The organism is Thalassospira profundimaris (assembly GCF_003326755.1).
In the GTDB taxonomy this organism is placed as follows: domain Bacteria; phylum Pseudomonadota; class Alphaproteobacteria; order Rhodospirillales; family Thalassospiraceae; genus Thalassospira; species Thalassospira profundimaris_B.
In genome coordinates this window covers 127,280-151,232 of record NZ_JPWH01000002.1, presented here as the reverse complement: position 1 = coordinate 151,232, position 23,953 = coordinate 127,280, and the positions used below count along the sequence as shown (strand labels likewise).

Here is a 23,953-nt window from a genome sequence, read left to right as displayed (position 1 = left end):
TCCGCCGAAAACTTACTGGCACGCCAGGCATTCTTCATATTCGGTTTGCGATCCGCCGTCCTGGGCAGCAACCGCACTTCCTGCGGCCCGCGCTGCGGCCAGCACGGCATCGATATCCAGCTCGGCTGCTTTTTCCTTGCGCGGCACATTGGCCACAACTTCGGCCCGCTGGATCGATTTTGACCGGCAGTAATACAGGCTTTTGACACCCTTCTTCCATGCCTGGAAATGGATCTGGTGCAAATCGCGCTTATGCACATTTGATGGCAGGAAGATGTTTAACGACTGCGCCTGATCAATCTTGGACGCGCGATCCCCCGCCAGTTCGATCAGCCAGCGCTGGTCAATTTCAAACGCGGTTTTGAAAATGTCCTTTTCCAGATCGGACAGAAAATCCAGATGCTGCACCGACCCTTCATTGACCGTGATCGAGGTCCAGACCTGTTCGTTATTCTGGCCTTTTTCCTCAAGAATTTGTGCGAGATATTTGTTGCGCACGTTAAACGAGCCCGACAGCGTTTTGTGAGTATAGGAATTGGCCGCCATCGGTTCGATCCCCGGCGACGCCCCGCCACAAATGATCGAGATCGAGGCCGTCGGTGCAATTGCGGTTTTGTTGGAAAAACGCGCCTTCATACCATATTCCTGCGCATCCGGGCAGGAGCCCCGCTCCTCTGCCAGCTTTTCCGATGCCGCATCAGCCTGCTTTTGCACATGATCAAAAATCTGGTTGTTCCAGACCTTGCTCATCACGCCTTCAATGGGAATGCCCTGTGACTGCAGGAAGGAATGGAAACCCATCACACCCAGGCCAACCGAACGTTCGCGCATCGCGGAATATTTCGCACGTGCCATGCTGTCAGGCGCATTTTCAATAAAATCTTCCAGAACATTATCGAGGAAGCGCAACACATCTTCGATGAATTGCGGATCATCCTTCCAGGTCAGATAATGTTCAAGGTTCAGCGACGACAGGCAGCACACCGCCGTGCGATCCCCCCCATGCTGGTCGCGGCCGGTCGGCAATGTGATTTCAGCACACAGGTTCGATGTTTTAACGCTCAGCCCCGCCATTTTGTGATGCTGCGGCACCGCACGGTTCACCGTATCGATAAACAGCATATAGGGTTCGCCGGTTTCCACCCGCGAGGTCAGCAAACGGATCCACAGTGAACGGGCCGAAACCTTGCGCACGACATGTCCGTCCTTGGGCGATGTCAGGGCCCATTCCTCGTCATTTTCCACCGCACGCATGAAGGCATCCGAAATGGCGACCCCCTGATGCAGGTTCGGGGTTTTACGGTTCGGGTCCCCGCCGGTCGGGCGGCGCATTTCAGCAAATTCTTCAATTTCCGGGTGGCTGACCGGCAGGTAAACCGCCGCCGACCCGCGCCGCAGCGACCCCTGGCTGATCGCCAGCGTCAGGCTGTCCATTACGCGGATAAAGGGCACAACACCCGATGTTTTGCCGTTCTTGCCAACTTTTTCACCGATGGACCGCAAATTCCCCCAATAGGAACCGATGCCGCCACCACGCGCCGCCAGCCACACATTTTCCGTCCACAAATCCACAATGCCGGAAAGATTATCGTCTGCTTCGTTCAAAAAGCACGAAATTGGCAGGCCACGGCTCGTGCCACCGTTGGACAAAATCGGCGTTGCCGGCATGAACCAGTGCTTGGAAATATAGTCATAGATGCGCTGCGCATGATCGGCATCGTCACCATAATAGCTGGCAACGCGGGCAAACAGATCCTGGTAGCTTTCTCCGGGCATCAGGTAACGGTCGGTCAGGACGGCCTTGCCAAAATCGGTGAGCAATTCGTCACGTGTACGGTCAACAATAACCCGCGCGCCTTTTTCATGCTGCACGACATCTAGCATTTTCATGCTGGTATCCCTCAAACTATGGTTTTACCGGTCATTACCGATACGTCGTCAAAAACTTTCACGACGGGACACACCGCCCACCTTGATCACACAAAACAACCCCGTATCCGCGCATATATCACGCGAACAACAAGCTGTTCAGACCGGATCTGGTGGTGTCTTACGGGTGTGTTCCCGTGTCCCTTTTTATTTGCGGGGCAAGTATATGCCTGTTCCTGATCGGTTTGAAAACACTATATCTGGTATTGACGGCGAATTTTTTATCCATCGATTGTATCAATTTTATTGCAAGCCGGGATATTCAATGATTCGCAAACGATCGGCGCAGCCAGCCCGAAACCGTCAAGAAAAACATCTGAAAGCCATCAAGGCCGCTTTTGACCCTATTCAGGACCGTAAAATGACCCTACCTGCAACCAGCAGGTTATCTCCGGGCACAAAAGTCCCTGTTTCCGGCAACATTTCCAGTTCGATTCGAGCCATTCCAAAAATCGCCCAAAACAAAAGGGAGCCCGCAAATGGGGCTCCCCTGATCCGTCCGGCGCCTGTCACAAACCCCTAAAGACCTTCTGACAGACGAACCGGTACAGGCCCTAGTTTTTCTGATCAGGCAATTTATAAGCCATCACATAGTCACCGGGTTTGGTACCGATAGAGCCATGACCACCGGCCACAATCACAACATATTGTGTGCCGTCATCGGTGGTATAGGTCATCGGGGTGGATTGCCCGCCTGCGGGAAGGCGTGTTTCCCACAATTGTTTCCCGGTGGTCAGGTCATAGGCGCGGAAATAATCATCCACGGCCGCCCCCAAAAAGGCCACGCCGCCTGCCGTAATCATCGGCCCGCCGATGCCGGGCACACCCAGTTTGATTTTCAGCGGCAGGGGTGTCATGTCGTAAACGGTACCGTTTTTATGCTTGTAGGCAATTTTGCCATCGCGCAAATCGGCCCCGGCAACATAACCCCAAGGCGGGGACTGGCAGGGAATACCAAGTGGCGAGAGGAACGGCCCCATGCTGACGGCATAAGGTGCGCCTTCATTTTGGTTAATGCCCATTTCACTGGCTTTTTTTGATCCCTGAGGCGGCACTTCGTCTCGCGGGATCAGCTTGGAGGTAAAGGCCAGATAGGTCGGCATGCCAAACATCACCTGGCGTTTGGGGTCCACGGCAACGCTACCCCAGTTAAAGGTGCCAAAATTACCCGGATAAATCAGCGACCCCTGAAGGGAGGGCGGCGTATAGCGCCCTTCATATTTCAGTTTGTGGAACTGAATTCGGCAGGCCAACTGGTCAAACAGGGTAATGCCCCACATATCATGCCCGGTCAGTTTTTCCGGCATAAAGGTCAGGTCTGATACCGGCTGGGTCGGTGCCGTATGATCCTCGGGGATCGCGCCCCCCGGGGCCGGTTTTTCGCGCACTTTAATAAGCGGTTCGCCAGTACGACGATCCAGCACATAGATATCACCCTGCTTGGTCGGCCCAACCAGGGCCGGGGTTTCATTGCCCATTTCATCGGAGATATTTACCAAAACCGGCTGGGCCGGCACATCCATATCCCACAAGTCATGATGCACGGTCTGGCGCACCCACTGCACCTGCCCGGTCTTAATGCTTAAGGCCACAATCGAGGATGAATATTTCTCGACACTCGCACTCCGGTTCATCCCCAACTGGTCGGGCACCTGATTGCCCAGCGGGATGTAAACCATGCCCAGTTCTTCATCGACGGAAAATACCGACCAGCTATTGGGCGAATTGGTGGTGTAGGTTTCGCCATCTTTTAATGGTTCGGTTTCTGTCGGATTGCCGGAATCCCAATTCCACAACAATTCGCCCGTATGTATATCAAAGGCACGAATAACACCCGACTGTTCCTTGGTCGAATAATTGTCATTCACTGCCCCGCCAATAATGATCTTGCCATCAACAGCAACCGGCGGTGATGTGGAATAATAATAGCCCGACGGCTTGTGCGGCATATTCTGCTCAAGATGCAGGGTGCCATTATCGGCAAAGCTTTCGCAAATGCTGCCATCCTTTGCATCCAGCGCAATCAGGCGGGCGTCAGACGTCGGCAGATAAATCCGTTTGGCACAATGATCCCCGGCTTGGGCATTTTGATCGGCGTAATAGGTCACACCCCGGCAGGTTTGATGCTGCCGGTCGGAATTCATGCCAACCTTGGGGTCAAATTTCCATTTTTCGGTGCCGGTTTTGGCATCAATCGCCACAGCCCAACTGTGCGGTGTACAAAGATAAAGGGTATCATCCACCTTAAGCGGCGTCACCTGATAGGTGGTTTCGGGCACGTCTTCGGAACGACGCACATCACCGGTCTGATACCGCCAGGCTTCCGTCAAATCAGCCACATTACTGACATTGACCTGATCCAGCGGCGAATAACGCTGGCCATATTGGGTACGTCCATATTGATGCCAGTCGCCCGCAGGCATGGCATTGCCCATATCGGGGTTTTCGACCACCGCCGTGTCATTAAGCCGGCCTTTAATGGCGGTTGGGTCATTCATCATGCCCGCCACAGCCACCACAACCGTCACGACGACAGCCATGCTCAGGCCAAAGCCATTGGGTGTTTTGGCGTCCGGCGCGCACGGCGCCAGCCCACGACGCACCCAAGGCGTTAACAACCACAAACCCAGCACTACCGGCACACCGCCCCGCGGGGCAAGCTGCCACCAGTCCAGGCCCACTTCCCACAGGGCCCAAACCAGACTAACGATCAAAAAAGCCGCATAAAACCAAAGCACAATCGGTTTACGGCGGTGCAACAGCCACGCGGCGATCAAAAAGGCGATACCGGCAATGGCATAATACCAGCTTCCGCCCAGCACGATCAGCCATGCGCCACCAGCGGCAAGCACGGCACCGATCAATGCAAAGACGACAACGCTCAGCAGATTAACCATCTTCTGTCCCATTTCGTTTTGCAATTGGGCAACGGTTTAAGGATGTAATCCGGCCCCTTTCCTCAGGGGCTACACAGCAAACATGAAATAACCGTCGCACACATCAAGGGCACATTTTATCTGCCCGTTCCCGTTGGCGCACAGAAGGCGGAAAACCTCTCCCCGCACCAAAGAACCAGGCAGATAGAATGCGTTTAATTCCCAAACGCGACATCAGCGCGCCGGGTTCCATGACGATTGCGGAAATAAAAAACCCTGCCAGGGTGGCAGGGTCACAAACGCACACTGGCAATGGGAAGAAACCCGTTAATGATGGGTTTCAATCACCATGCCCGATTTGATCACTTCGGTAATTGTCACCCCCAGGCGGTCATCCACCACCACCAGTTCACCGCGTGCCACCAACCGGTTATTAACATAAATGTCAACCGGTTCACCTACCTTGCGATCCAGCTCCAGCACAGCCCCCCGGGTCAGGCGCATTAATTGCGCCACCTGAATCTGGCTTTTGCCGATCACGGTCGAAACACGCACCGGAATATCATAAGCCGCGCCAATTTCGCTTTCGCCATAGCGTTTTTCGTAAGGGTCTTTGTCACTATCGGCCATATCTACCAGCGATCCTGCAAAACGGGTTTGAACGGATTTCCTCCGTTGAAACGAAATTATAGCCTATCTCTGAAAATTTGATTAGCAAGCAATTTTCAAAACTACGCTAGATTTATGTATAATGATCCACTAAACGAAACAGCTTGAAGTTCTTCCAAAGACGTAATTGATGAAAACAGGATGACCATGTCCCAGGATCGCCAATGGGTGGCCGATGCCATCGCCCGGATCGAAGCCGATTTCACCCGCTCCGCCGATACCCATCTGATCAAGCTTGATCTGCCACAGCTTGACGGTATTGGTCTCTATCTCAAGGATGAATCAACCCACCCCAGCGGCAGCCTGAAACACCGCCTGGCACGGTCGCTGTTTTTATATGGCCTTTGCAATGGCTGGATCACCAAAGACACCCCGATTATCGAGGCATCAAGTGGCTCTACCGCCGTATCCGAGGCCTATTTTGCCCGTCTGCTCGGCCTGCGCTTTATTGCCGTCATGCCCAAAACCACATCACCGCAGAAAATTGCCAAAATCACCTTTTATGGCGGCGAATGCCACCTGGTGGATAATGGCAGTATGATTTACGATGAATCCCATCGTCTGGCGCGCGAATTGAACGGCCATTACATGGACCAGTTCACCTATGCCGAACGCGCCACCGACTGGCGCGGCAACAACAATATCGCCGAAAGCATCTTTGAACAGCTTGCCCGCGAACCTCACCCCACCCCACGCTGGATTGTGGTCGGCGCTGGTACAGGCGGCACATCATCGACCATTGGCCGCTTCATCCGCTATGGCAAGGTTCTGGCAAATGGCTGCGAACTCTGTGTCGCCGACCCGGAAAATTCGGTTTTCTACGATGCCTATGCCAAAGGCGACACATCCATTACCGGGACGTGTGGTTCGCGGGTTGAAGGCATTGGCCGCCCGCGCGTTGAACCCAGCTTCAACCCCACTGTGGTCGATCACATGATGCGCATTCCCGATGCCGCAAGCTTTGCCGCCCTGCCCTATCTGGAAAAACATCTTGGCCGTCGCTGTGGCGGGTCAACCGGCACCAACCTTGTTGCAACCCTGACCCTGATCAGCGAGATGAAAAAAGCCGGAGAAACCGGCTCAGTCGTGACATTGTTATGCGATGGCGGGGATCGTTATCGCGATACCTATTACAACCCGCAATGGATCAAAGATCAGGGCATTGACCTTGCCCCGTGGCAGGCTGCCTTTGACCGGTTTGATGAAACCGGCATTTTTGACGTCAAGCTGGACCGTCACAGCGCCTGATTGCGGCCCTTCTGCCGCGCGACTGATATCAAAAAACGGGCGGGGATTTCCCCGCCCGCCTTTATTTCCGCAGTGTCAGCGTCTATCAGGCACCGGCAACCGTAATTTTACGCGGTTCCGGCTTTTGCTCTGCAACCTTAGGCAGAGAAAGCGTCAGAACACCATTTTTGAACGTTGCCGAAATATTGTCCGCATCGATATTGTCGGGCAGACGGAAAGACCGGGTAAAGCTGCCATAGCTGCGTTCAATCACGCGGGCACCTTCTTTGCTTTCGCGGGTCGATTTCTTTTCCCCCTTGATGGTCAAAACGCCTTCAAGAACGGAAACATCAACGTCATCCTGCTCGACACCGGGCAATTCGGCACTCAACTCAATTGCCGTGTCATCTTCGTGAATATCGATGCGCGGATTGAGCATTCTTGCGGTTTCGGCCACTTCCCCGTCTCCACGGTCTGCCGACGAAGCAAGTCCGCCAAAGGGCAGGAACGAGCCAAGCACCCGATCAATATCGCGTGTCAGCACACCAAAAGGATCGACGAATGTGGGGACATTTGCCGAACGACGGGAACCACCATTGTAATTCATAAGACCAGTCATAATCACTCTCCATACAAGACGAGCATTCTTGCGCTTTTTGGTCCAGTCAGGCTGCAACCTTTGCGCGATCAAGGCCACCTTGGCCTTTCAAACCAGAAGATAGATGGCATTTTTTCTTTCGCAAGGGGCGGACGCATTTTTTTGCGCGTTTTACAACGGTCTTGTCACACAAAATCGTGTCCGCCCGGTTTTCACGAAACACATTGGCGACGCAATAAAACCCTGTTTAAGATGCCGGCCATATGTCGCGCTTTCTTGCGCCCTCCCCTTATACAGGATGACCTTATGAGCAAACTTTTCTCGTCCCTTGCATTGGGACAGTTGAATCTGCAAAACCGCATCATCATCGCACCCATGTGCCAATATAGTGCGGATAACGGCAAAGCGACCGACTGGCACACCATTCATCTGGGCAATCTGGCCCTGTCGGGTGCGGGCCTTCTGATTATCGAGGCAACTGCCGTCACCCCCGAAGGACGCATTTCCTATGGCGACCTGGGCCTGTGGGATACCGAAACCGAAGAGGCCCTTGGCACGACCCTGCGTGCCATTCGCGCCCATTCCCCCATGCCGATTGGCCTTCAGCTTGCCCATGCCGGACGCAAGGCCAGCACTGCAAAACCCTGGGATGGTGGTGCAGCACTGTCCCCGGATGATGAAAATGGCTGGCAGGTCGTCGCCCCATCCGACATTCCGTTTCTTCCGGGCAACCCCACGCCCGAGAGCCTGACCATCGACGGCATCGAAGACATCAAACAGGCCTTTGTCGATGCCACCCACCGGGCGGCACGCCTGGGTATTGATGTGATCGAACTGCATGGCGCACATGGCTATCTGGTGCATCAGTTCCTTTCGCCCCTATCAAACCAGCGCGATGATGACTATGGCGGCAGCCATGAAAACCGCATGCGGCTTGGCCTGGAAATTTTTGAAGCCGTGCGCGATGCCTTTCCGACGGAAAAACCGGTGGGTTTTCGCATTTCGGCAAGCGACTGGGTTGAAGGTGGCTGGGACCTGGATCAAAGCCTGACCTTTGCCCGCGAACTGGAAAAACGGGGCTGCGACTTTATCCATGTCAGCTCCGGCGGCCTGCATCCGGACCAGAACATTCCCGTCGGCCCCAATTATCAGGTGCCATTTGCCCACCGCATCAAGGCCGAAACCGGCCTGACCACCATTGCCGTTGGCCTGATCACCGAACCCGAACAGGCCGAAGCCATTATCGGCACCGGCCAGGCCGATGCCGTCGCCCTGGCGCGTGGCATTCTGTATGACCCGCGCTGGCCGTGGCACGCTGCGGCCAAACTGGGTGCTACTGTCACACCTGCCAACCAGTATTTGCGCTGCCAGCCACACACGTTAAAAGAACTCTTCAAATAAACTTTTATGCGGCCCGGTGGCTTTTGTCCCCGGGCCGTTTTTATCTGAAACGGTCTGGTCATCCTTCTTTATACCGCCAGTCATCGAGTCGACTAAATAACTGCAATAAAACCCTTTTTTCAACGATTTGAACCATCCACAGCGATGTGGAATAATAATATTCTCTCGCCTAAAATCCGGCTCCCAATAGCATTTTCCAAACCACCGATTTGCAGTGTGATCTATATGACACCAAAGAGTTTGACCGCAATGGCGTGAAAGCGCTACGCTGTTTTCACATCAATTTTGGTGTACTTATTTGACATCGTCTGTGCAAATGCAGAGTGACAAAACTTCTAAAAGCCACCAGTTCTGCACGCCGTCCCCCAGATGAAGGAAACCCCATGAAAGCGCTTACATATCAAGGTCCGGGCAAAAAAGGCTGGGTTGAAAAAGAAAAACCCGGCATTCAAAAGCCGACTGATGTGATCGTCAAAATCACCAAAACCACGATTTGCGGAACCGATCTGCATATTCTCAAAGGTGACGTGCCTGCCGTAACCGAAGGACGTACTCTGGGCCACGAAGGGGTTGGCGTTGTTGAAGAAGTCGGCTCTGCAGTGCGCAACTTCAAAAAGGGCGATGCCGTTCTGATTTCCTGCATCACATCTTGCGGCTCCTGCCCGAATTGCAAACGTCAGCTTTATTCCCATTGCTCCGATGGGGGCTGGATTCTGGGTCACCTGATTGATGGCACCCAGGCCGAATATGTGCGCATTCCGCATGGCGATAACTCGCTTTATCCCATTCCCGAAGGCGCGGACGAAGAGGCACTGGTCATGCTGTCCGACATCCTGCCGACCGGGTTTGAAATTGGCGTATTGGCCGGTCAGGTCAAACCGGGCGACAGCATCGCCATTGTTGGCGCCGGTCCGGTCGGTATGGCGGTTTTGCTGACCGCACAGTTCTATTCGCCCGGCCGCATCATCATGATTGATACCGACGAGGCCCGCCTGGAAATGGCCCGCCAATTTGGTGCAACCGACACCCTGACTGTTGGCAAGGATGATGTCATTGCTTCGGTCATGGACATGACTGATGGCCTGGGCGTTGATGTTGCCATCGAGGCCGTTGGCGTCCCGGCAACCTTCGATACCTGCCAGAAAATCGTTTCAGCAGGCGGAAACATCGCCAATGTCGGTGTTCACGGCACCGCCGTGGACCTGCATATCGAAGAACTTTGGATTAAAAACATCAATATCTCGATGGGTCTGGTCAATACCAACACCACCCCGATGCTGATGAAAACCCTGCAATCGGGCAAGGTCAAACCCGAACAACTGATTACGCACCGTTTCAAACTGGGCGAAATCGAACAGGCCTATGAAGTCTTTGGCAACGCATCACGCGAAAAGGCCATGAAGGTTATTCTGACCCAATGACCGCCGCAACCGCCATTTGCGCGGGGTAATCCAGGCATCATATCATGTGACAAAGGGCGCATTCTGACCAAAGGATGCGCCCTTCTTCCTGCCACTCTCTCGCCGCACAGCTTCATATTGATCCTTCATACGAAAAGGGCCCCGCATTTCTGCGAGGCCCCTTCCTAACCGTAAGGTTGCTTGGTCGGTTTGGCTTAGAAGCCCATACCGCCCATGCCACCCATACCGCCCATGCCACCCATGTCAGGTGCGCCACCGGCAGCTTTTTCTTCCGGCTTTTCAGCGATCATGCATTCGGTGGTGATCAGCAGGCCAGCAACCGAAGCGGCATCCTGAAGGGCAGTACGCACAACCTTGGCCGGGTCGATGATGCCGGCTTTAACCAGGTTGGTGTATTCGCTCTTCTGGGCGTCGAAACCGTATTCAACGTCGTCCTGTTCCAGCAGCTTGCCAGCAACAACAGCACCGTCAACACCGGCATTCTGTGCGATCTGGCGGACCGGAGCCTGCAGAGCGCGACGAACGATGTCGATACCGATGGTCTGGTCGTGGTTTGCACCTTCCAGGCCGTCAAGCGCGCGGGTTGCGTACAGCAGCGCCGTACCACCACCCGCAACGATGCCTTCTTCAACAGCAGCGCGGGTTGCGTGCAGGGCATCGTCAACGCGGTCTTTACGTTCTTTCACTTCGATTTCCGAAGCACCACCGATCTTGATCACGGCAACACCGCCAGCGAGTTTCGCCAGACGTTCCTGCAGTTTTTCACGATCGTAATCCGAGGTGGTTTCTTCGATCTGGGCACGGATCTGGCCAACGCGGGCTTCAATCTGCGACTTTTCGCCAGCACCGTCAACGATGGTGGTTTCTTCTTTGGTGATCGTAACCGATTTGGCAGTGCCGAGCATGTCAAGGGTGACATTCTCAAGCTTGATGCCGAGGTCTTCGGAAACAACCTGGCCACCGGTAAGGATGGCGATGTCTTCAAGCATGGCTTTACGACGATCACCAAAGCCCGGAGCTTTAACAGCAGCAATCTTCAGACCGCCGCGCAGCTTGTTGACAACCAGGGTTGCCAGGGCTTCGCCTTCAACGTCTTCTGCAATGATCAGCAGCGGCTTGCCGGACTGTACAACGGCTTCAAGCAGCGGCAGCATCGGCTGGAGCGAAGAAACCTTTTTGTCGAACAGCAGGACATACGGATTGTCGAGTTCGGCAACCATCTTTTCCGGATTGGTCACGAAATACGGCGACAGGTAGCCGCGGTCAAACTGCATGCCTTCGACAACGTCGAGTTCGGTGTGCAGGCCTTTGGCTTCTTCAACGGTGATAACGCCTTCGTTACCAACCTTTTCCATGGCTTCGGCAATCATGTCGCCGACTTCACGGTCGCCATTGGCAGAAATGTTGCCAACCTGGGCGATTTCGTCTTTGCCCGAAACCTTGCGCGCACGGCTTTTAACCGCATCAATAACCTTGCCGGTTGCAAGATCAATACCGCGTTTCAGGTCCATCGGGTTCATGCCGGCAGCAACAGCCTTGTTGCCTTCACGCACGATCGCCTGCGCCAGAACGGTCGCGGTGGTGGTGCCGTCACCAGCCAGATCGGCGGTTTTGGAAGCCACTTCGCGCAGCATCTGTGCGCCCATGTTTTCAAACTTGTCCGACAGTTCGATTTCCTTGGCAACCGAAACGCCGTCTTTGGTCACGCGCGGTGCGCCAAAGGACTTGTCGATAACAACATTACGGCCTTTCGGGCCCAGCGTTACCTTGACAGCGTCAGCAAGGATATCAACACCGCGCAGCATCTTGGCACGGGCGTCAGTCGAGAATTTTACGTCTTTAGCAGCCATTATATTCTTTCCTCTCTATGAGACGGATGAACATCAAACCTTCATCACCCAATTGGGCTGACTTAGGCCAGAATACCCATAATGTCGGATTCTTTCATGATCAGCAGTTCTTCGCCGTCAAGCTTGACTTCGGTGCCCGACCATTTGCCGAACAGAACTTTGTCACCAGCTTTAACGTCAAGGGCGACGAGCGAACCGTCTTCCTTGCGAACACCTGAGCCAACCGCGACAACTTCACCTTCCTGAGGCTTTTCTTTCGCGGTATCCGGAATAATGATGCCACCGGCAGTCTTGGTGTCAGATTCGACGCGACGTACCAGTACACGATCATGTAACGGACGGAACTTCATTTTCGACAACTCCGTTTGATAAGCTAAGGCTCAAATTGTTTACGACACTAACCGGGACGAGCCATGTTAGCACTCACCCCCGGCGAGTGCTAACAGCATGTATGGGAATGGGTGGAAATTGTCAACACCCCAAAGGGACAGGTCGCAAAAAAGTCATATTTCCTGCCAGTTTACCGGCATGGCACACGCTAGCCTCCCGGCCCTATGACACAGGTAAATCACGGACACAACCCTTTAAAATTCCGGCTCGTCCCTTGCACTCTGGCGAAAATAATCCACGGGCATCGGGCCAAAACGGTTGGGGCCAAGCCGGGTTGGCTTGCACCACCAGACAATCAGCACGATTATACCAATTAACGGAATCATCATCAGCAGCATCCACCAGCCGGAACGATCAATATCGTGCAGGCGTCGCACCCCTACCGCCAATGACGGCACAAGCACAACCAGGCTGAAGAGGGAACTTAGCGGGCCGGAATCATATGACCAGCCAAACACCTGGGAATCGATAACCGACAGCACGATCCCGCCGACCGAGCAAAAAAGCTGCCACCACCAAAAAGCCGACCGCGACGACCGGTCCCGAAAATTAACGTAATTATTGAATCCTGAACGGATTGCTTCACCGAAATTCATCTGCCGCCCCCGCAAAATAAAACCCACAAATCATACCCACAACGTGATGACCACGCCACTCCCAGGCCGAAAAACCCCGCAATCGATGCCTATTTGCTTCATTGCCACACACGATGACCAAACAAAACCGGCACAGCGGCCATGTGCCATCTGTGCCGGTTATCAAACACGATCCTGCAACGCCCCTTAACAGGCATTGTTCCTATGGCACTGAAATGCGCACTGAAGGATCAATATCAGCACTTTCAAAGCCTGATATTCAGCACCCACAATCAGAATTCGGACATTACAGATACCAAATTCTGCCGGGTATCAATGTCAATCGTCGCATTCGGCAACGCAACCGCAGTCACCTTCCGCCCCGAATGATTAACCAGTTTTTTTGCTCCTGTTGCGCCATCAAGCTTGGCAAGGTCATCCCACATTGACCGGGGAAATATGGCAGGCACCCCCAATCCATCGGGATATGCCGTCGCGACAATCGATGATCCATCAAAGGCGGCAACGAGTTTACGATAATCAGCTTCTTTCAGGCAAATCTGATCGCAAACCGCAATCATAGCCCCGTCAAATTCCGTTGTATGATTTTTTATGGCATGAATACCGGCGACAATTGATGTGCCCATGCCCTGCGACCATTCGAGATTGACGATGACCATCGCGACATCGGCAATATGCGGGGCAATTTCATTGTGATACGCGCCAAGAACCACAAAAGGCCTGTCTGTACAGGCTCCGCCAACTGCATCAATGGCATGGCGCAACAGCGACTTTCCCGAAATTTCAGCAAGCTGCTTGCGCCCGCCAAAGCGCCTGCTTTCCCCGGCGGCCAAAATGATCCCGCCAATTTGCGTCATTCCGCGACCTGCGCCAAATGCAGGCCTGTTTCCTTGTAAAGGACCTGATGGATGCCCGACAGAATGGAAAGCGCAATGCTTTCAGGAAGCTGACCACCGATATCAAGCCCTGCCGGGCTGGAAACCGGAAACGGCAGCTTCTGATCACCAAGACCTGCGTGATCCAACACATTGGCAAACCGATGACGCGGCCCTAACGAGGAAAGATGCCGTATCCGGGTTTTACTCATTTCCCTTAGGGCATCGCCATCAATTGATACACTATGGGCCATCAAAATGGCCGCATCAACCTTGTGCTCCTCAACATAACTGGCAAGCTGCGACATATCGCGCATGATATGACCCACATTGGGAAAATGCTCCGCACGGGCATTGGCCGGGCGCGGGTCTGCCAATGTCACCTGCCAACCCATTTCCCGGGCAATATTGACAACCGGGCGTGCATCCGCCCCGCCCCCCACAATCAGGATATGCGGCTCTGGCCGGACCGGCGTCACCAGCCAGTCGTCTCCAGCTTGATCGCGCTGTGTAACGGCAATCTGCTGGCCCGGCAAAACCCGGTCATCAAGGACAAAATTTGCCTTCACCCCGCCAATTTTCTGGCGGTAATACCCGGTCTGACGTGCCCGCAATGCCGCGCGAAGATCCCCTAGCCCCAAATCATTTTCCGGGCTCAAAGGCTGGAGCATGATATAAACCTTGCCGCCACATCCGACTCCAAGCTTGAAAAAGACGTCATCTTCATCATTTCCGTCATATTCAAGCATAACGACATTGCCGGTCATCATCGCCTTGCGCGCATTGCGCACAATATCGGCCTCAAGGCATCCGCCGCTCAGCAGGCCATATTGCCGACCACGACCATCAATCAGCATCATCGCCCCGGCCTTGCGATAGGCTGAACCCTCGGTACGGTAAACCGTACCGAGAACCCATTCCGTCTTGGTTCGACCGGACCACCAAATATTTAGCATTTCAGAGAGTTGATGGCTCATTTCCGGTTTTCCTCGCGATACATTACGGGATGCACAAACAGATAGGCGATCGACATAACGCTATCCGTTCAGCGCATCTGCAGAATGATCACATCGATGCTGGCCGGATCGGTATGACTTCTGAGTTTTGCAACCTCTTCTGCCGTCACTGCGTCGCCGGTATTCCCCCAGGCAGAGCGGGCATAGGTCAGAACATCCGCCATCTGCTGATCCGAAAGATGCTCGCGATAGGGCGGCATCCGATAGGCATCGGGTACACCATTGGAAACAACACGCATGGACCCGTTCAGCGTCACATTGATGGCCGATTCCGCTTGGGGTGTCAGCATGGAAGACACACCCGCCAGCGGCGGAATCCACTCGTTCTTGCCCCGGCCATCCCGGCCATGACAGAACGCACAATTCGCGGCATAAGTCCGTGCGCCGGGCACGTTGTCTGCCACATCCTTTGACAGATCATCCGCCGTTGCCGGATCATAGGACCAGGCGACATCGGTGCTTTCCGCATTTGCAGGCAACGACTTCAAATAATGTGCGATCGACTTGAGGTCATTGTCAGTCATGAACTGGGTAGAGTTGTTGAACGCCTCCACCATCGAACCAAACACGACCCCATGCTGGTTCCGTCCGTTTTTCAGATAGGCGTAAATATCGTCCTCGCTCCAGCGACCCAGGCCGACATTCGGATCGTTGCGAAGACTGGGCGCATACCAGCCGTCCAAAACCGCACCGGAAAGATATTCCGGCCCGCTTTCATCCAGCGCCTTTTCATTCATCACCACACCGCGCGGTGTATGACAACTGCCGCAATGGCCTGGCCCCTGCACCAGATAGGCCCCACGGTTCCACATCTCGTCTTTGGATGTTTTGGCCTGATAAACACCGCCATCCGTAAAGACAACATTCCAAAATGCCAGCGGCCAGCGCATGTTCAAAGGCCATTCAATTTCACTGGCTTTATTGGCCTGCACAACCGGTTCAACATCCGACATAAAATAGGCATACAATGCCTTGACGTCGTCGTCGGACATTTTTTCATATGACGGATAGGGCATTGCCGGATAAAGGCGATGCCCATCCGCAGCAACACCATGCCGGATCGCACGGTCAAAATCGGCAAGACTATAATTGCCGATGCCGGTTTCAGGATCGGGCGTGATATTGGTCGTAAAAATCGCCCCCAGCGGCGTCCCCATTTTAAGGCCGCCGGCAAATGGTTTGCCCTCTGGTGTGGTATGGCAGGCCACGCAATCGGCCAGGCGTGCGACATATTCACCGTGCGCCAGAAGATCATCCGAAGGTGCCCCGGACGCCGCTACAGCATCAAAGGACGATGATGGCGCACGTGTCGCGATCCATGCCGCACCGGCAGCGCCGACAACAATAACACCCAAAACAGTCAACAGAGACTTTTTCAACGGAAACCCCGTTCTTTCAAACGTTTAAGCGATGAATAAACACACAGCGGATCAATCGAAAGGCTGGCGGTCACACCGCAATGTAACCGCCCTGATCGCTGCTTCACGTGCCGGGCGATCTCAACTTTCCAAACGCAGCTTGCGCAGCGGCATTTCGCGCACCCGCTGGCCCGTCAGGGTCGATACAGCATTGGCAACTGCGGGCAGAACGGGAGGCAGACCAGGTTCGCCAACACCGCCCATTTTCGCACCGCTTTCAACAACACGTACATGGACATTCGGCATCTGATCCGGCCGCAGAATGGGATAAAGGTCATAATTGCGTGCGGCCGGTTCACCTTTCTCGTAGATGACCTCTTCCATCAGAATCTGTGACAGACCCAGCGCCGCTGCCGATTTTACCTGTGCTTCGATAATGGCGGGATTAACAATACTGCCCGGATCAATGGCCTCCCAGATGTCATGGACAATCACCTGCCCATTTTTCATCGAAACCTCGGCAATCGCTGCGGTTTCGCTGCCAAAAGGCGAGGCCATCCCCACACCGCGCGCACGCGTCGTGCCATCCTCAGCCGTAAACGGACCACGTTTCCAACCGCCAGAAAGCTCCCCAACCGCTTTTAGAAGATGGGTCAGACGTTTATTGTCCTTTAGCAGCTTCAGCCGCAACTCATAAGGATCCTGTGACCCTTTGTCGGCCAGTTCATCAAGAAATGTTTCATAGAAGAAATCATTCATGGAATGCCCGACAGAACGCCAATAAGCCAGCATCGCCGGTGTCTTCACATAGACCTGGGCAATCCGGCGATCGGCAATCGCGTAAGTCTTGCCGGTCAGGCCCTCCAGCGCCAAGGGGTCCAGAGAATCCGGATTGTGCCCGGTCAGGCTTTCTGTTGGCCCTTCAGTCGCGCTGATCGCCTCGATTGCAACCGGCATGCCATCCGCGTCCAGACCACCCCGGAAACGCACCGCTGCCATCGGCCGCAACGGATCGCGCAGAAATTCCTCTTCCCGGCTCCAGATCACCTTGACAGGACGCCCCACTTCCTTTGCCAGTTGAATGGCCTGCGGAAACGGATTGGCTTCGGGATAAAGAAAATGACGGCCAAAAAATCCGCCTAACATCGGCGAATGAATATTGATCTGCGATGCTTCCAGCCCGGTTATTTTGGCAATGGTTGACTGAAACTGCTCCGGTGCCTGATTGGGCATCCAAATATCCAGCGACCCGTCCTCGTTAAACCGTGCCAGGGTCGAAGGCGGCTCTAGCTGCCCATGATGCAAAAACTGGTTGCGATAGGTTGCCTCGACAACGGTTGCGGCATCTGAAAGGGCGGAATTGACATCCCCCTCCTCTTCGGCGGTTATGCCTTTGCTTTCTTCATTGGCCAGGCGGTCGGAAAAAGCCGCACTTGAGAAATCATCCGGCATATAACGGTATTTGGCGTCTTTATCATCGCGCTTGACCCATTCAACCTGAAGAGCCTCTGCCGCGATCTTGGCATTCCACCAGCGTTCGGCCACCACCGCCACCGCACCGGGCAGGCGATGCACCGACATGACACCCTTCATGGCGCTGACATCGGCTTCGTTCAAAATGCGCCCTACATCCAGACCAAGGCGCGGCGCATGTTGAACCGCAGCCTGTACCATGCCCTCAACGGTACAATCGATTGAATAAATCGCCTTGCCCGTTGACTTGTCCAAAATATCCAAACGTTTTAGCGGCTTGCCAATCCAGCGGAATGTAGATGGATCACGCAGTTCAACAGAATTCCCATCCGGCACCGACAGATCAAGCGCATCCTTGGCGAGACTGCCATAGGATACTTTCTCGCCCGAACTGGTGTTGATCACGTATCCCGGTTCGGTCTTGAGCTGAGCGATCGGGACATTCAGGCGACCGGCGGCGGCCTGAAGCAACATGAGGCGCGCCGAGGCCCCCAACTTGCGCATGGTCGAATAACTCGAACGCACCGAATTGCTGCCGCCGGTGATTCGAATCTTGTTATTGATTAACAGATAATCCGAGCCGGCCGGCGCGACCTCCACCACAAAACTTTCCGGGTCGGCGTCAAGTTCCTCGCCAACAATCTGCGCCATTGCGGTGAAAACACCCTGCCCGCCTTCAACAAACGGGCTTTGCAAGCGAATGGTATTGTCAGGACGGATTTCAAGAAATGCCGGGACACGTGTGCCCGGGGTAATCTGTTCACTGCCCTGGGCAGCACGCGCCGGGCCTATCGGCAACCCGAAACCAAGAACAAGGGCCCCCGCGGTGGCACCGGCAGATGCCAACAGAAAACGACGACGCGAAATATTCACAGGTGCGCCCGATGGAAAATCTTCCCGGGTCACAGGACGGTTGTCTTTATTGTTTGTCATCATGCACCGCCTTTTTCACCAGCCAGGTCTTTGACCGCGGCATGGATGGCATTGTAGGTGCCACAACGACACAGATTGACCATCGCCGCAGCGACATCATCTTCGGTCGGGTTTTGAGTTTCCCTGAGCAGCGCGGTTGCCGCCATTACCTGCCCGGACTGGCAATAACCACACTGGGGAACCTGGTATTCAACCCATTTCTCAACGACACGTTTACCAACAGGGTCGTTTTCTATGGCCTCAATGGTCGTAATCTCGCGCCCTTCAACACTGTCAATCGGGGTGACACAGGACCGGGTGACAACACCGTCCACCATGACCGAGCACGCACCGCATTGCGCCAGTCCACAGCCATATTTGGTGCCGGTTAAGCCAAGATTGTCACGAATGACCCAAAGCAGCGGTGTATCACCATCCGCCTCAACGTCATGAACTTCATTATTGATGGATAATTTCATCGAACTCTCTCTCGGTTCGGCATCGCGACGGGAAAAATCGCTCAATTGCCGTTTATCCGTCACTTTACCAAGACGGCTATTTTGTACCGATTATCACGGCTCATTTGTAATTATTCAAAACAATTAATCAGAATCCCAAGAAAGCTTTAAACGCGACACCACCCACAAAGTTCCTGATCTTGGTCAGGAGCCCGAGATCAGTCATTCAGAACCGTGAACAGAACGTTTTGCGCCACAAAACATCGCACAAAATTTTCCGCCAAATAAAATCAGGCGTTTCTCTCCATTTGGGAAAGAAACGCCTTTTAGAACAACGGCCTGCATCATAGGCAAAATATCAAATTGCGTGTATTTTGCGCCGAACGACGGAGCCTTCGGGGTAAATAACTATTCCACCGTCACCGATTTCGCCAGGTTGCGTGGCTGGTCCACATCCGTGCCCTTGTGCACGGCAACATGGTAGGCCAGCATCTGCACCGGGATGGTATAAAGGATGGGGGCGGCAAAATCGGCCACAGCCGGGATTTCCACCGTGGCGGATGCCATATCGCCAATGGTTTCCAGCCCCTTGGCATCGGACAGGAAAATCACCCGGCCCCCGCGCGCGGCGGCTTCCTGCATGTTCGATACGGTTTTCTCAAACAGGTCATCAGATGGCGCAATCACGATAATCGGCACCAACGGATCAATCAGGGCAATCGGCCCGTGCTTCATTTCGCCTGCCGCATATCCTTCGGCATGGATATAGGAAATTTCCTTAAGCTTTAACGCCCCTTCCAACGCGATCGGATAGCCCAGACCACGCCCGATATAGAGCACATCACGGGCATCGGCGATATTGACAGCCAGTTTGCGGATTTCTTCGTCATGATGCAAAATTTCGGCAACCTGTTTAGGCAGAACGGTCAATGCCCCGACAATACCAGCCTCGTCATTGGCCGAGAGAGTACCGTTTTCGCGCCCAATCGTGACGGCCAGGCAAGCCAGCACCGTTAGCTGGGTGGTAAAGGCCTTGGTCGAGGCCACACCAATTTCCGGCCCGGCATAGGTTTGCAGGACAACATCGCTTTCCCGCGCAATGGTGCTTTCGGCCACGTTCACCAGCGACAAAATCTTCTGCCCCTGTGATTTGGCATAGCGCAACGCCGCCAGCGTATCGGCCGTTTCGCCCGATTGCGAAATAAACAGGGCAATACCGCCTTTGGGCATCGGCGGGCAGCGATAGCGAAATTCGGATGCCACATCCACATCCACGCCCAGCCCGGCATAACGCTCGATCCAGTGTTTGGCGACCAGCCCGGCATAAAAGGATGTGCCACAGGCGACAATCGTCAGGCGCGAGGCATCGCCAATGTTAAACGGCATCTCGGGCAGCTTGATGCTGCGGGTGGCCGGGTTGATGAAGGAATGCAGCGTATCGCCAATCACGGCAGGCTGTTCAAAAATTTCCTTCTGCATGAAATGGTTATAGTTGCCCTTGCCGGTCATGGCACCGGAAACGGCCGACATTTTGGTTTCGCGAATGACATCATTATCATGCTCGTCCCGGACCTGCAGGCCATCACAGCGCAATTCCACCCAGTCGCCTTCCTCAAGATAAATCAGGCGGTTGGTCAGATGTGAAAGTGCCAACGCATCCGACCCCAGATACATCTCGCCCTCGCCCAGCCCAACGGCAAGCGGCGTTCCGCGGCGGGCCCCGAAAATCACATCATGCTGCCCGGCAATCATGATCACCAGGGAAAAGGCCCCCTCGATACGATGCAGCGTTTCCTGCACCGCTTCACGCGGCGTTTTGCCCTGATCAAGAAAATCCGATACCAGATGCACGACGACTTCGGTATCGGTGTCGGATGCAAAAACACGGCCCCTGGCGGTCAATTCCTTTTTCAGGGAACGGAAATTTTCGATAATGCCATTGTGGACAACCGCAACCTTGCCGTCCGTATGCGGATGGGCATTGTTTTCCGTCGGTACCCCGTGGGTGGCCCAGCGGGTGTGACCAATGCCAACATCGCCTGCAAGCGGGCTGTCCTTTAATCGTTCCGCCAGATTAACCAGCTTGCCCTCGGCGCGGCGGCGGTCAATTTTACCATTGACCAGGGTCGCGATCCCGGCGGAATCATAGCCCCGATATTCAAGGCGTTTTAACCCTTCAAGAATACGTTCGCTCACGCTGTCTTTGCCAATAATCCCGATAATACCGCACATATGCCGTTCATTCCCCTAAATAATACCGATCAACGCCAGCCAAAGGCGGCGGTCGCCTGTTATTTCGTCCAATAATCTCATAATCCGCCGGGCACCATTATGCCTTGCCGGTCAGGGCGCGCATTTTCTCGCGAAATTTTGCGGCCCAGCCCGGTTTTTCGGTTTTTTCCGCCCGGACCAGCACCAACGCATCCACTGCAACCTCGCCACCCAGCGTGCTGCCTGCTGCGACAATCGCGCCATCGCCAATCGTTACCGGGGCCACCAATGCACTGTTGGACCCCACAAACGCCCCCGCACCAATATCGGTGCGGTATTTCTGGAAACCGTCATAATTACACGTAATGGTGCCCGCCCCGATATTGGCCTTGGCCCCTACCCGGGCATCGCCAATATAGGACAGATGATTAACCTTGGCCCCGTTTTCGATGCTGGCCTTTTTGACCTCAACAAAATTGCCAATGCGGGCCCCCTCGCCAATTTCCGCACCGGGGCGCAATCGGGCATAGGGGCCAATATCGGCACCGGCGGCAATATCGCATCCTTCAAGATGGCTAAATGCCTTGATCGTTACATTATCGCCAATCGACACATCGGGGCCACATACCACATTGGGTTCAATCACCACATCACGGCCAATCTTGGTATCGGCACATAAAAACACCGATGACGGGTCCACCAGGGTTGCGCCATTGCTCATCGCGGCCTCGCGCAGGCGGGTTTGCATAAGCTGTTCGGCAACCGCAAGCTGGGCACGGGAATTTACGCCCAGGGTTTCTTCCTCCGCCACTTCCACCGCCACGCAGCTCCGGCCCCGATCCCGCGCTACGGTCACGGCATCGGTCAAATAATATTCGCCCTTGGCATTGTTGTTTTTAATCGCATCCAGCAAATCCACCATGCCTTCGGCGGCAAAGCACATCACACCGGAATTGCAAAAATCAATCCGGCGTTCGATTTCGGTGCATTCCTTGTCTTCAATAATCGCCAGCAGTTCACCGGTATAAGGGTCGGTCGACAGGCGGCCATAACCGCTAGGGTCATCCGGGGTAAAACCCAAAACCGCCACCGCATGTGCCCCCTCGCGCCGGGCCGCAATCAGCCGCTCCAGCGTTGCCGTGGTAAAAAGCGGGCTATCGCCATACAGCACCAGCACATCGCCTGTCGCCTCTTCCAGCGCATTGCGTGCGGCCAGCACGGCATGGGCAGTACCCAGACGGTCGGTCTGTTCAAATGTCGGGTGTGGTGCCACGGCCTTTTCAAGGGCGGGCATATCGGGCCCCACGACCACCAGTGTCTGTTCGGCATTCAGGGCATCGGCCGCATCAATCACATGGTTGACCATCGGTTTTCCGGCAATTTTGTGCAAAACCTTGGGATGCGCACTTTTCATCCGCGTTCCCATACCGGCTGCAAGGACAACCACACTCAATGATCCTGACATTTAAAATTCCTTGTTTCCGCACACAAATTACACCCGCCAGCCGGGCCGAACCTGAAAAGCACTGCATTGCAATGCAGCACTCCTAACGCAATTTGGCGCAATGCAAAAGCCCCGCCTGAATCACGTTTTGTAACCTGATGTTAGCAGATGTTACAGATTGTTAATGCGCCTTGTTATTGTTGCCAGGGTTGCTACATTCTGCCAGCACCATTCAGTGTTTTTATCATGACAAATTTCAGGGAATCGCCCATGACCCGTTTCATTCTTTTTGACCTTGACGGTACCCTGATTGATGGCGTGGATGATCTGGTCATGGCAATGAACCAGCTTTTGGCACAGCACGCCCTACCGGGCCTGACACGTGCCGAACTGGAACCGATGCTGGGCGACGGCGCACGCATGTTAACAAAGCGCGCCTTTGCGGCCCGCAATCAATCGCTGGCAGGCGATGCACTGGAAGCCGCCTATAACAAATTTGTATCGCTTTACGAGGCAACGGCCTACCGCGATACATATTTGTACCAGGATGCCGAAGCCACCCTGCGCCAATTGCATCAGGAAGGCTGGAAAATTGGCCTGGCGTCGAACAAGCCAACCAAACCCTGCCGCGAGATCCTGTCCATATTGCGCATTGATGACCTGTTTGGCGTGATTGCCGGAGGTGATGCCACTGATGTGCGCAAACCCGATGGCGGGCATTTGGCCTTTTCCCTGGATAAAATGGGATATAACGCCGCCCGCGGCGATTTTGCCGTGATGGTGGGCGACCATGCCAACGACATCAATGCCGCACGCGCCATCAATATCGCCGCCATCGCCGTTGCCTTCGAGGTCGATGACAGCAAGGCACATAGCCTGGGCGCAGACGCGGTTTTAACCCGTTTTTCGCAACTGCCCGATGCCTTGAAAAAAATTGCCTGAAAAGGCCGCTTGACACCCCCGGCAACGCCGCTTATAACCCGCGCCACTGATCGGCGAAGCCTTGGTTATTAAAGGGCGATTTGCCGCTTGGGGCGTATAGCTCAGTTGGTTAGAGCGCTGCCTTCACACGGCAGAGGTCACAAGTTCGAATCTTGTTACGCCCACCATTTCCCTCATCATGATATTATTGGTGGCACACCAAAGCGCCTGCGATTGTGCATGAATATGCTGCGCAGCATTTTGCCGTGTCCGCCGCTACCCAAAACAGCCCATCACGTAAAACAGGCTGCCCCAAACGGAACAGCCT

19 protein-coding genes and 1 tRNA gene are annotated in these 23,953 nt (G+C 54.4%); 6 read left to right on the top strand and 14 right to left on the bottom strand.

What is annotated here, in order from left to right:
• Positions 1–12: 12 nt before the first annotated feature.
• The gene (locus tag TH25_RS03725; RefSeq protein WP_114087250.1) at positions 13–1,884 is read right to left on the bottom strand and encodes a ribonucleoside-diphosphate reductase subunit alpha; all 1,872 of its coding nucleotides are present in this window, start codon (positions 1,882–1,884) and stop codon (positions 13–15) included.
• A gap of 211 nt (positions 1,885–2,095) precedes the next feature.
• Here TH25_RS03725 and TH25_RS03720 point away from each other — a divergent pair, with 211 nt between their 5' ends.
• Positions 2,096–2,452, top strand: a complete 357-nt coding sequence (locus tag TH25_RS03720) for a hypothetical protein (protein ID WP_147252985.1) — start codon at positions 2,096–2,098, stop codon at positions 2,450–2,452.
• Between the two features lie 31 nt (positions 2,453–2,483).
• On the opposite strand, the gene TH25_RS03715 is transcribed toward TH25_RS03720, so the two are convergent.
• Positions 2,484–4,826, bottom strand: coding sequence for a glucose/quinate/shikimate family membrane-bound PQQ-dependent dehydrogenase (locus TH25_RS03715; protein ID WP_114087086.1), 2,343 nt, complete (start codon positions 4,824–4,826; stop codon positions 2,484–2,486).
• Between the two features lie 306 nt (positions 4,827–5,132).
• Positions 5,133–5,435: a flagellar motor switch protein FliN gene (gene fliN / locus TH25_RS03710; protein ID WP_101264420.1), complete on the bottom strand. Its 303-nt coding sequence runs from the start codon at positions 5,433–5,435 to the stop codon at positions 5,133–5,135.
• A 186-nt stretch (positions 5,436–5,621) separates the two neighbouring features.
• On the opposite strand from fliN, the gene TH25_RS03705 reads away from it, so the two are divergent.
• Positions 5,622–6,722: a PLP-dependent cysteine synthase family protein gene (locus tag TH25_RS03705; protein WP_114087085.1), complete on the top strand. Its 1,101-nt coding sequence runs from the start codon at positions 5,622–5,624 to the stop codon at positions 6,720–6,722.
• Between the two features lie 85 nt (positions 6,723–6,807).
• Here the strand turns inward: TH25_RS03705 and TH25_RS03700 are convergent, their stop codons facing one another.
• Positions 6,808–7,320, bottom strand: a complete 513-nt coding sequence (locus tag TH25_RS03700) for an Hsp20/alpha crystallin family protein (protein ID WP_114087084.1) — start codon at positions 7,318–7,320, stop codon at positions 6,808–6,810.
• A 285-nt stretch (positions 7,321–7,605) separates the two neighbouring features.
• On the opposite strand from TH25_RS03700, the gene TH25_RS03695 reads away from it, so the two are divergent.
• Positions 7,606–8,700 (top strand): NADH:flavin oxidoreductase/NADH oxidase, encoded by a 1,095-nt coding sequence (locus TH25_RS03695; RefSeq protein WP_114087083.1) that lies wholly within the window; start codon positions 7,606–7,608, stop codon positions 8,698–8,700.
• A 383-nt stretch (positions 8,701–9,083) separates the two neighbouring features.
• Positions 9,084–10,121, top strand: a complete 1,038-nt coding sequence (locus TH25_RS03690) for a zinc-dependent alcohol dehydrogenase family protein (protein ID WP_114087082.1) — start codon at positions 9,084–9,086, stop codon at positions 10,119–10,121.
• Positions 10,122–10,315: 194 nt separating this feature from the next.
• Here the strand turns inward: TH25_RS03690 and groL are convergent, their stop codons facing one another.
• From groL to glmU, 10 genes are all read right to left on the bottom strand, one after another.
• Entirely contained in the window at positions 10,316–11,971 is a 1,656-nt protein-coding gene (groL, locus tag TH25_RS03685; protein ID WP_114087081.1) for a chaperonin GroEL, read from the bottom strand.
• Between the two features lie 62 nt (positions 11,972–12,033).
• On the bottom strand, positions 12,034–12,321 hold the full coding sequence (gene groES / locus TH25_RS03680; protein WP_073956557.1) for a co-chaperone GroES: 288 nt from the start codon (positions 12,319–12,321) through the stop codon (positions 12,034–12,036).
• Positions 12,322–12,555: 234 nt separating this feature from the next.
• The gene (locus tag TH25_RS03675) at positions 12,556–12,957 is read right to left on the bottom strand and encodes a DUF805 domain-containing protein (RefSeq protein WP_114087080.1); all 402 of its coding nucleotides are present in this window, start codon (positions 12,955–12,957) and stop codon (positions 12,556–12,558) included.
• Between the two features lie 272 nt (positions 12,958–13,229).
• Positions 13,230–13,814, bottom strand: coding sequence for a nucleotidyltransferase family protein (locus tag TH25_RS03665; protein WP_114087078.1), 585 nt, complete (start codon positions 13,812–13,814; stop codon positions 13,230–13,232).
• Positions 13,811–14,809, bottom strand: a complete 999-nt coding sequence (locus tag TH25_RS03660) for an XdhC family protein (RefSeq protein ID WP_114087077.1) — start codon at positions 14,807–14,809, stop codon at positions 13,811–13,813. Before TH25_RS03660 ends, TH25_RS03665 begins: the two co-directional genes overlap by 4 nt.
• A gap of 68 nt (positions 14,810–14,877) precedes the next feature.
• Positions 14,878–16,227 carry a c-type cytochrome gene (locus TH25_RS03655; RefSeq protein WP_114087076.1) on the bottom strand — a complete coding sequence of 450 codons (1,350 nt, stop codon included), beginning with the start codon at positions 16,225–16,227 and terminating at the stop codon, positions 14,878–14,880.
• A 120-nt stretch (positions 16,228–16,347) separates the two neighbouring features.
• Positions 16,348–18,612, bottom strand: coding sequence for a xanthine dehydrogenase family protein molybdopterin-binding subunit (locus TH25_RS03650; RefSeq protein ID WP_114087075.1), 2,265 nt, complete (start codon positions 18,610–18,612; stop codon positions 16,348–16,350).
• Positions 18,612–19,115 carry a (2Fe-2S)-binding protein gene (locus TH25_RS03645; RefSeq protein WP_473243020.1) on the bottom strand — a complete coding sequence of 168 codons (504 nt, stop codon included), beginning with the start codon at positions 19,113–19,115 and terminating at the stop codon, positions 18,612–18,614. The genes TH25_RS03650 and TH25_RS03645 overlap by 1 nt, the downstream gene beginning before the upstream one ends.
• A gap of 342 nt (positions 19,116–19,457) precedes the next feature.
• Positions 19,458–21,281, bottom strand: coding sequence for a glutamine--fructose-6-phosphate transaminase (isomerizing) (gene glmS / locus TH25_RS03640; protein WP_114087073.1), 1,824 nt, complete (start codon positions 21,279–21,281; stop codon positions 19,458–19,460).
• Positions 21,282–21,378: 97 nt separating this feature from the next.
• Positions 21,379–22,725, bottom strand: a complete 1,347-nt coding sequence (gene glmU / locus TH25_RS03635) for a bifunctional UDP-N-acetylglucosamine diphosphorylase/glucosamine-1-phosphate N-acetyltransferase GlmU (protein ID WP_114087072.1) — start codon at positions 22,723–22,725, stop codon at positions 21,379–21,381.
• A gap of 249 nt (positions 22,726–22,974) precedes the next feature.
• Here glmU and TH25_RS03630 point away from each other — a divergent pair, with 249 nt between their 5' ends.
• Positions 22,975–23,646, top strand: coding sequence for an HAD-IA family hydrolase (locus TH25_RS03630; RefSeq protein ID WP_114087071.1), 672 nt, complete (start codon positions 22,975–22,977; stop codon positions 23,644–23,646).
• A gap of 90 nt (positions 23,647–23,736) precedes the next feature.
• Positions 23,737–23,813 (top strand) — tRNA-Val (locus TH25_RS03625).
• Positions 23,814–23,953: the final 140 nt, after the last annotated feature.

Coding starts and splice junctions, on each gene's coding strand:
- TH25_RS03725 (WP_114087250.1), bottom strand. CDS start 1,884: ATGCTAGATGTCGTGCAGCATGAAAAAGGCGCGCGGGTTATTGTTGAC.
- TH25_RS03720 (WP_147252985.1), top strand. CDS start 2,096: ATGCCTGTTCCTGATCGGTTTGAAAACACTATATCTGGTATTGACGGC.
- TH25_RS03715 (WP_114087086.1), bottom strand. CDS start 4,826: ATGGTTAATCTGCTGAGCGTTGTCGTCTTTGCATTGATCGGTGCCGTG.
- fliN (WP_101264420.1), bottom strand. CDS start 5,435: ATGGCCGATAGTGACAAAGACCCTTACGAAAAACGCTATGGCGAAAGC.
- TH25_RS03705 (WP_114087085.1), top strand. CDS start 5,622: ATGTCCCAGGATCGCCAATGGGTGGCCGATGCCATCGCCCGGATCGAA.
- TH25_RS03700 (WP_114087084.1), bottom strand. CDS start 7,320: ATGACTGGTCTTATGAATTACAATGGTGGTTCCCGTCGTTCGGCAAAT.
- TH25_RS03695 (WP_114087083.1), top strand. CDS start 7,606: ATGAGCAAACTTTTCTCGTCCCTTGCATTGGGACAGTTGAATCTGCAA.
- TH25_RS03690 (WP_114087082.1), top strand. CDS start 9,084: ATGAAAGCGCTTACATATCAAGGTCCGGGCAAAAAAGGCTGGGTTGAA.
- groL (WP_114087081.1), bottom strand. CDS start 11,971: ATGGCTGCTAAAGACGTAAAATTCTCGACTGACGCCCGTGCCAAGATG.
- groES (WP_073956557.1), bottom strand. CDS start 12,321: ATGAAGTTCCGTCCGTTACATGATCGTGTACTGGTACGTCGCGTCGAA.
- TH25_RS03675 (WP_114087080.1), bottom strand. CDS start 12,957: ATGAATTTCGGTGAAGCAATCCGTTCAGGATTCAATAATTACGTTAAT.
- TH25_RS03665 (WP_114087078.1), bottom strand. CDS start 13,814: ATGACGCAAATTGGCGGGATCATTTTGGCCGCCGGGGAAAGCAGGCGC.
- TH25_RS03660 (WP_114087077.1), bottom strand. CDS start 14,809: ATGAGCCATCAACTCTCTGAAATGCTAAATATTTGGTGGTCCGGTCGA.
- TH25_RS03650 (WP_114087075.1), bottom strand. CDS start 18,612: ATGACAAACAATAAAGACAACCGTCCTGTGACCCGGGAAGATTTTCCA.
- glmS (WP_114087073.1), bottom strand. CDS start 21,281: ATGTGCGGTATTATCGGGATTATTGGCAAAGACAGCGTGAGCGAACGT.
- glmU (WP_114087072.1), bottom strand. CDS start 22,725: ATGTCAGGATCATTGAGTGTGGTTGTCCTTGCAGCCGGTATGGGAACG.
- TH25_RS03630 (WP_114087071.1), top strand. CDS start 22,975: ATGACCCGTTTCATTCTTTTTGACCTTGACGGTACCCTGATTGATGGC.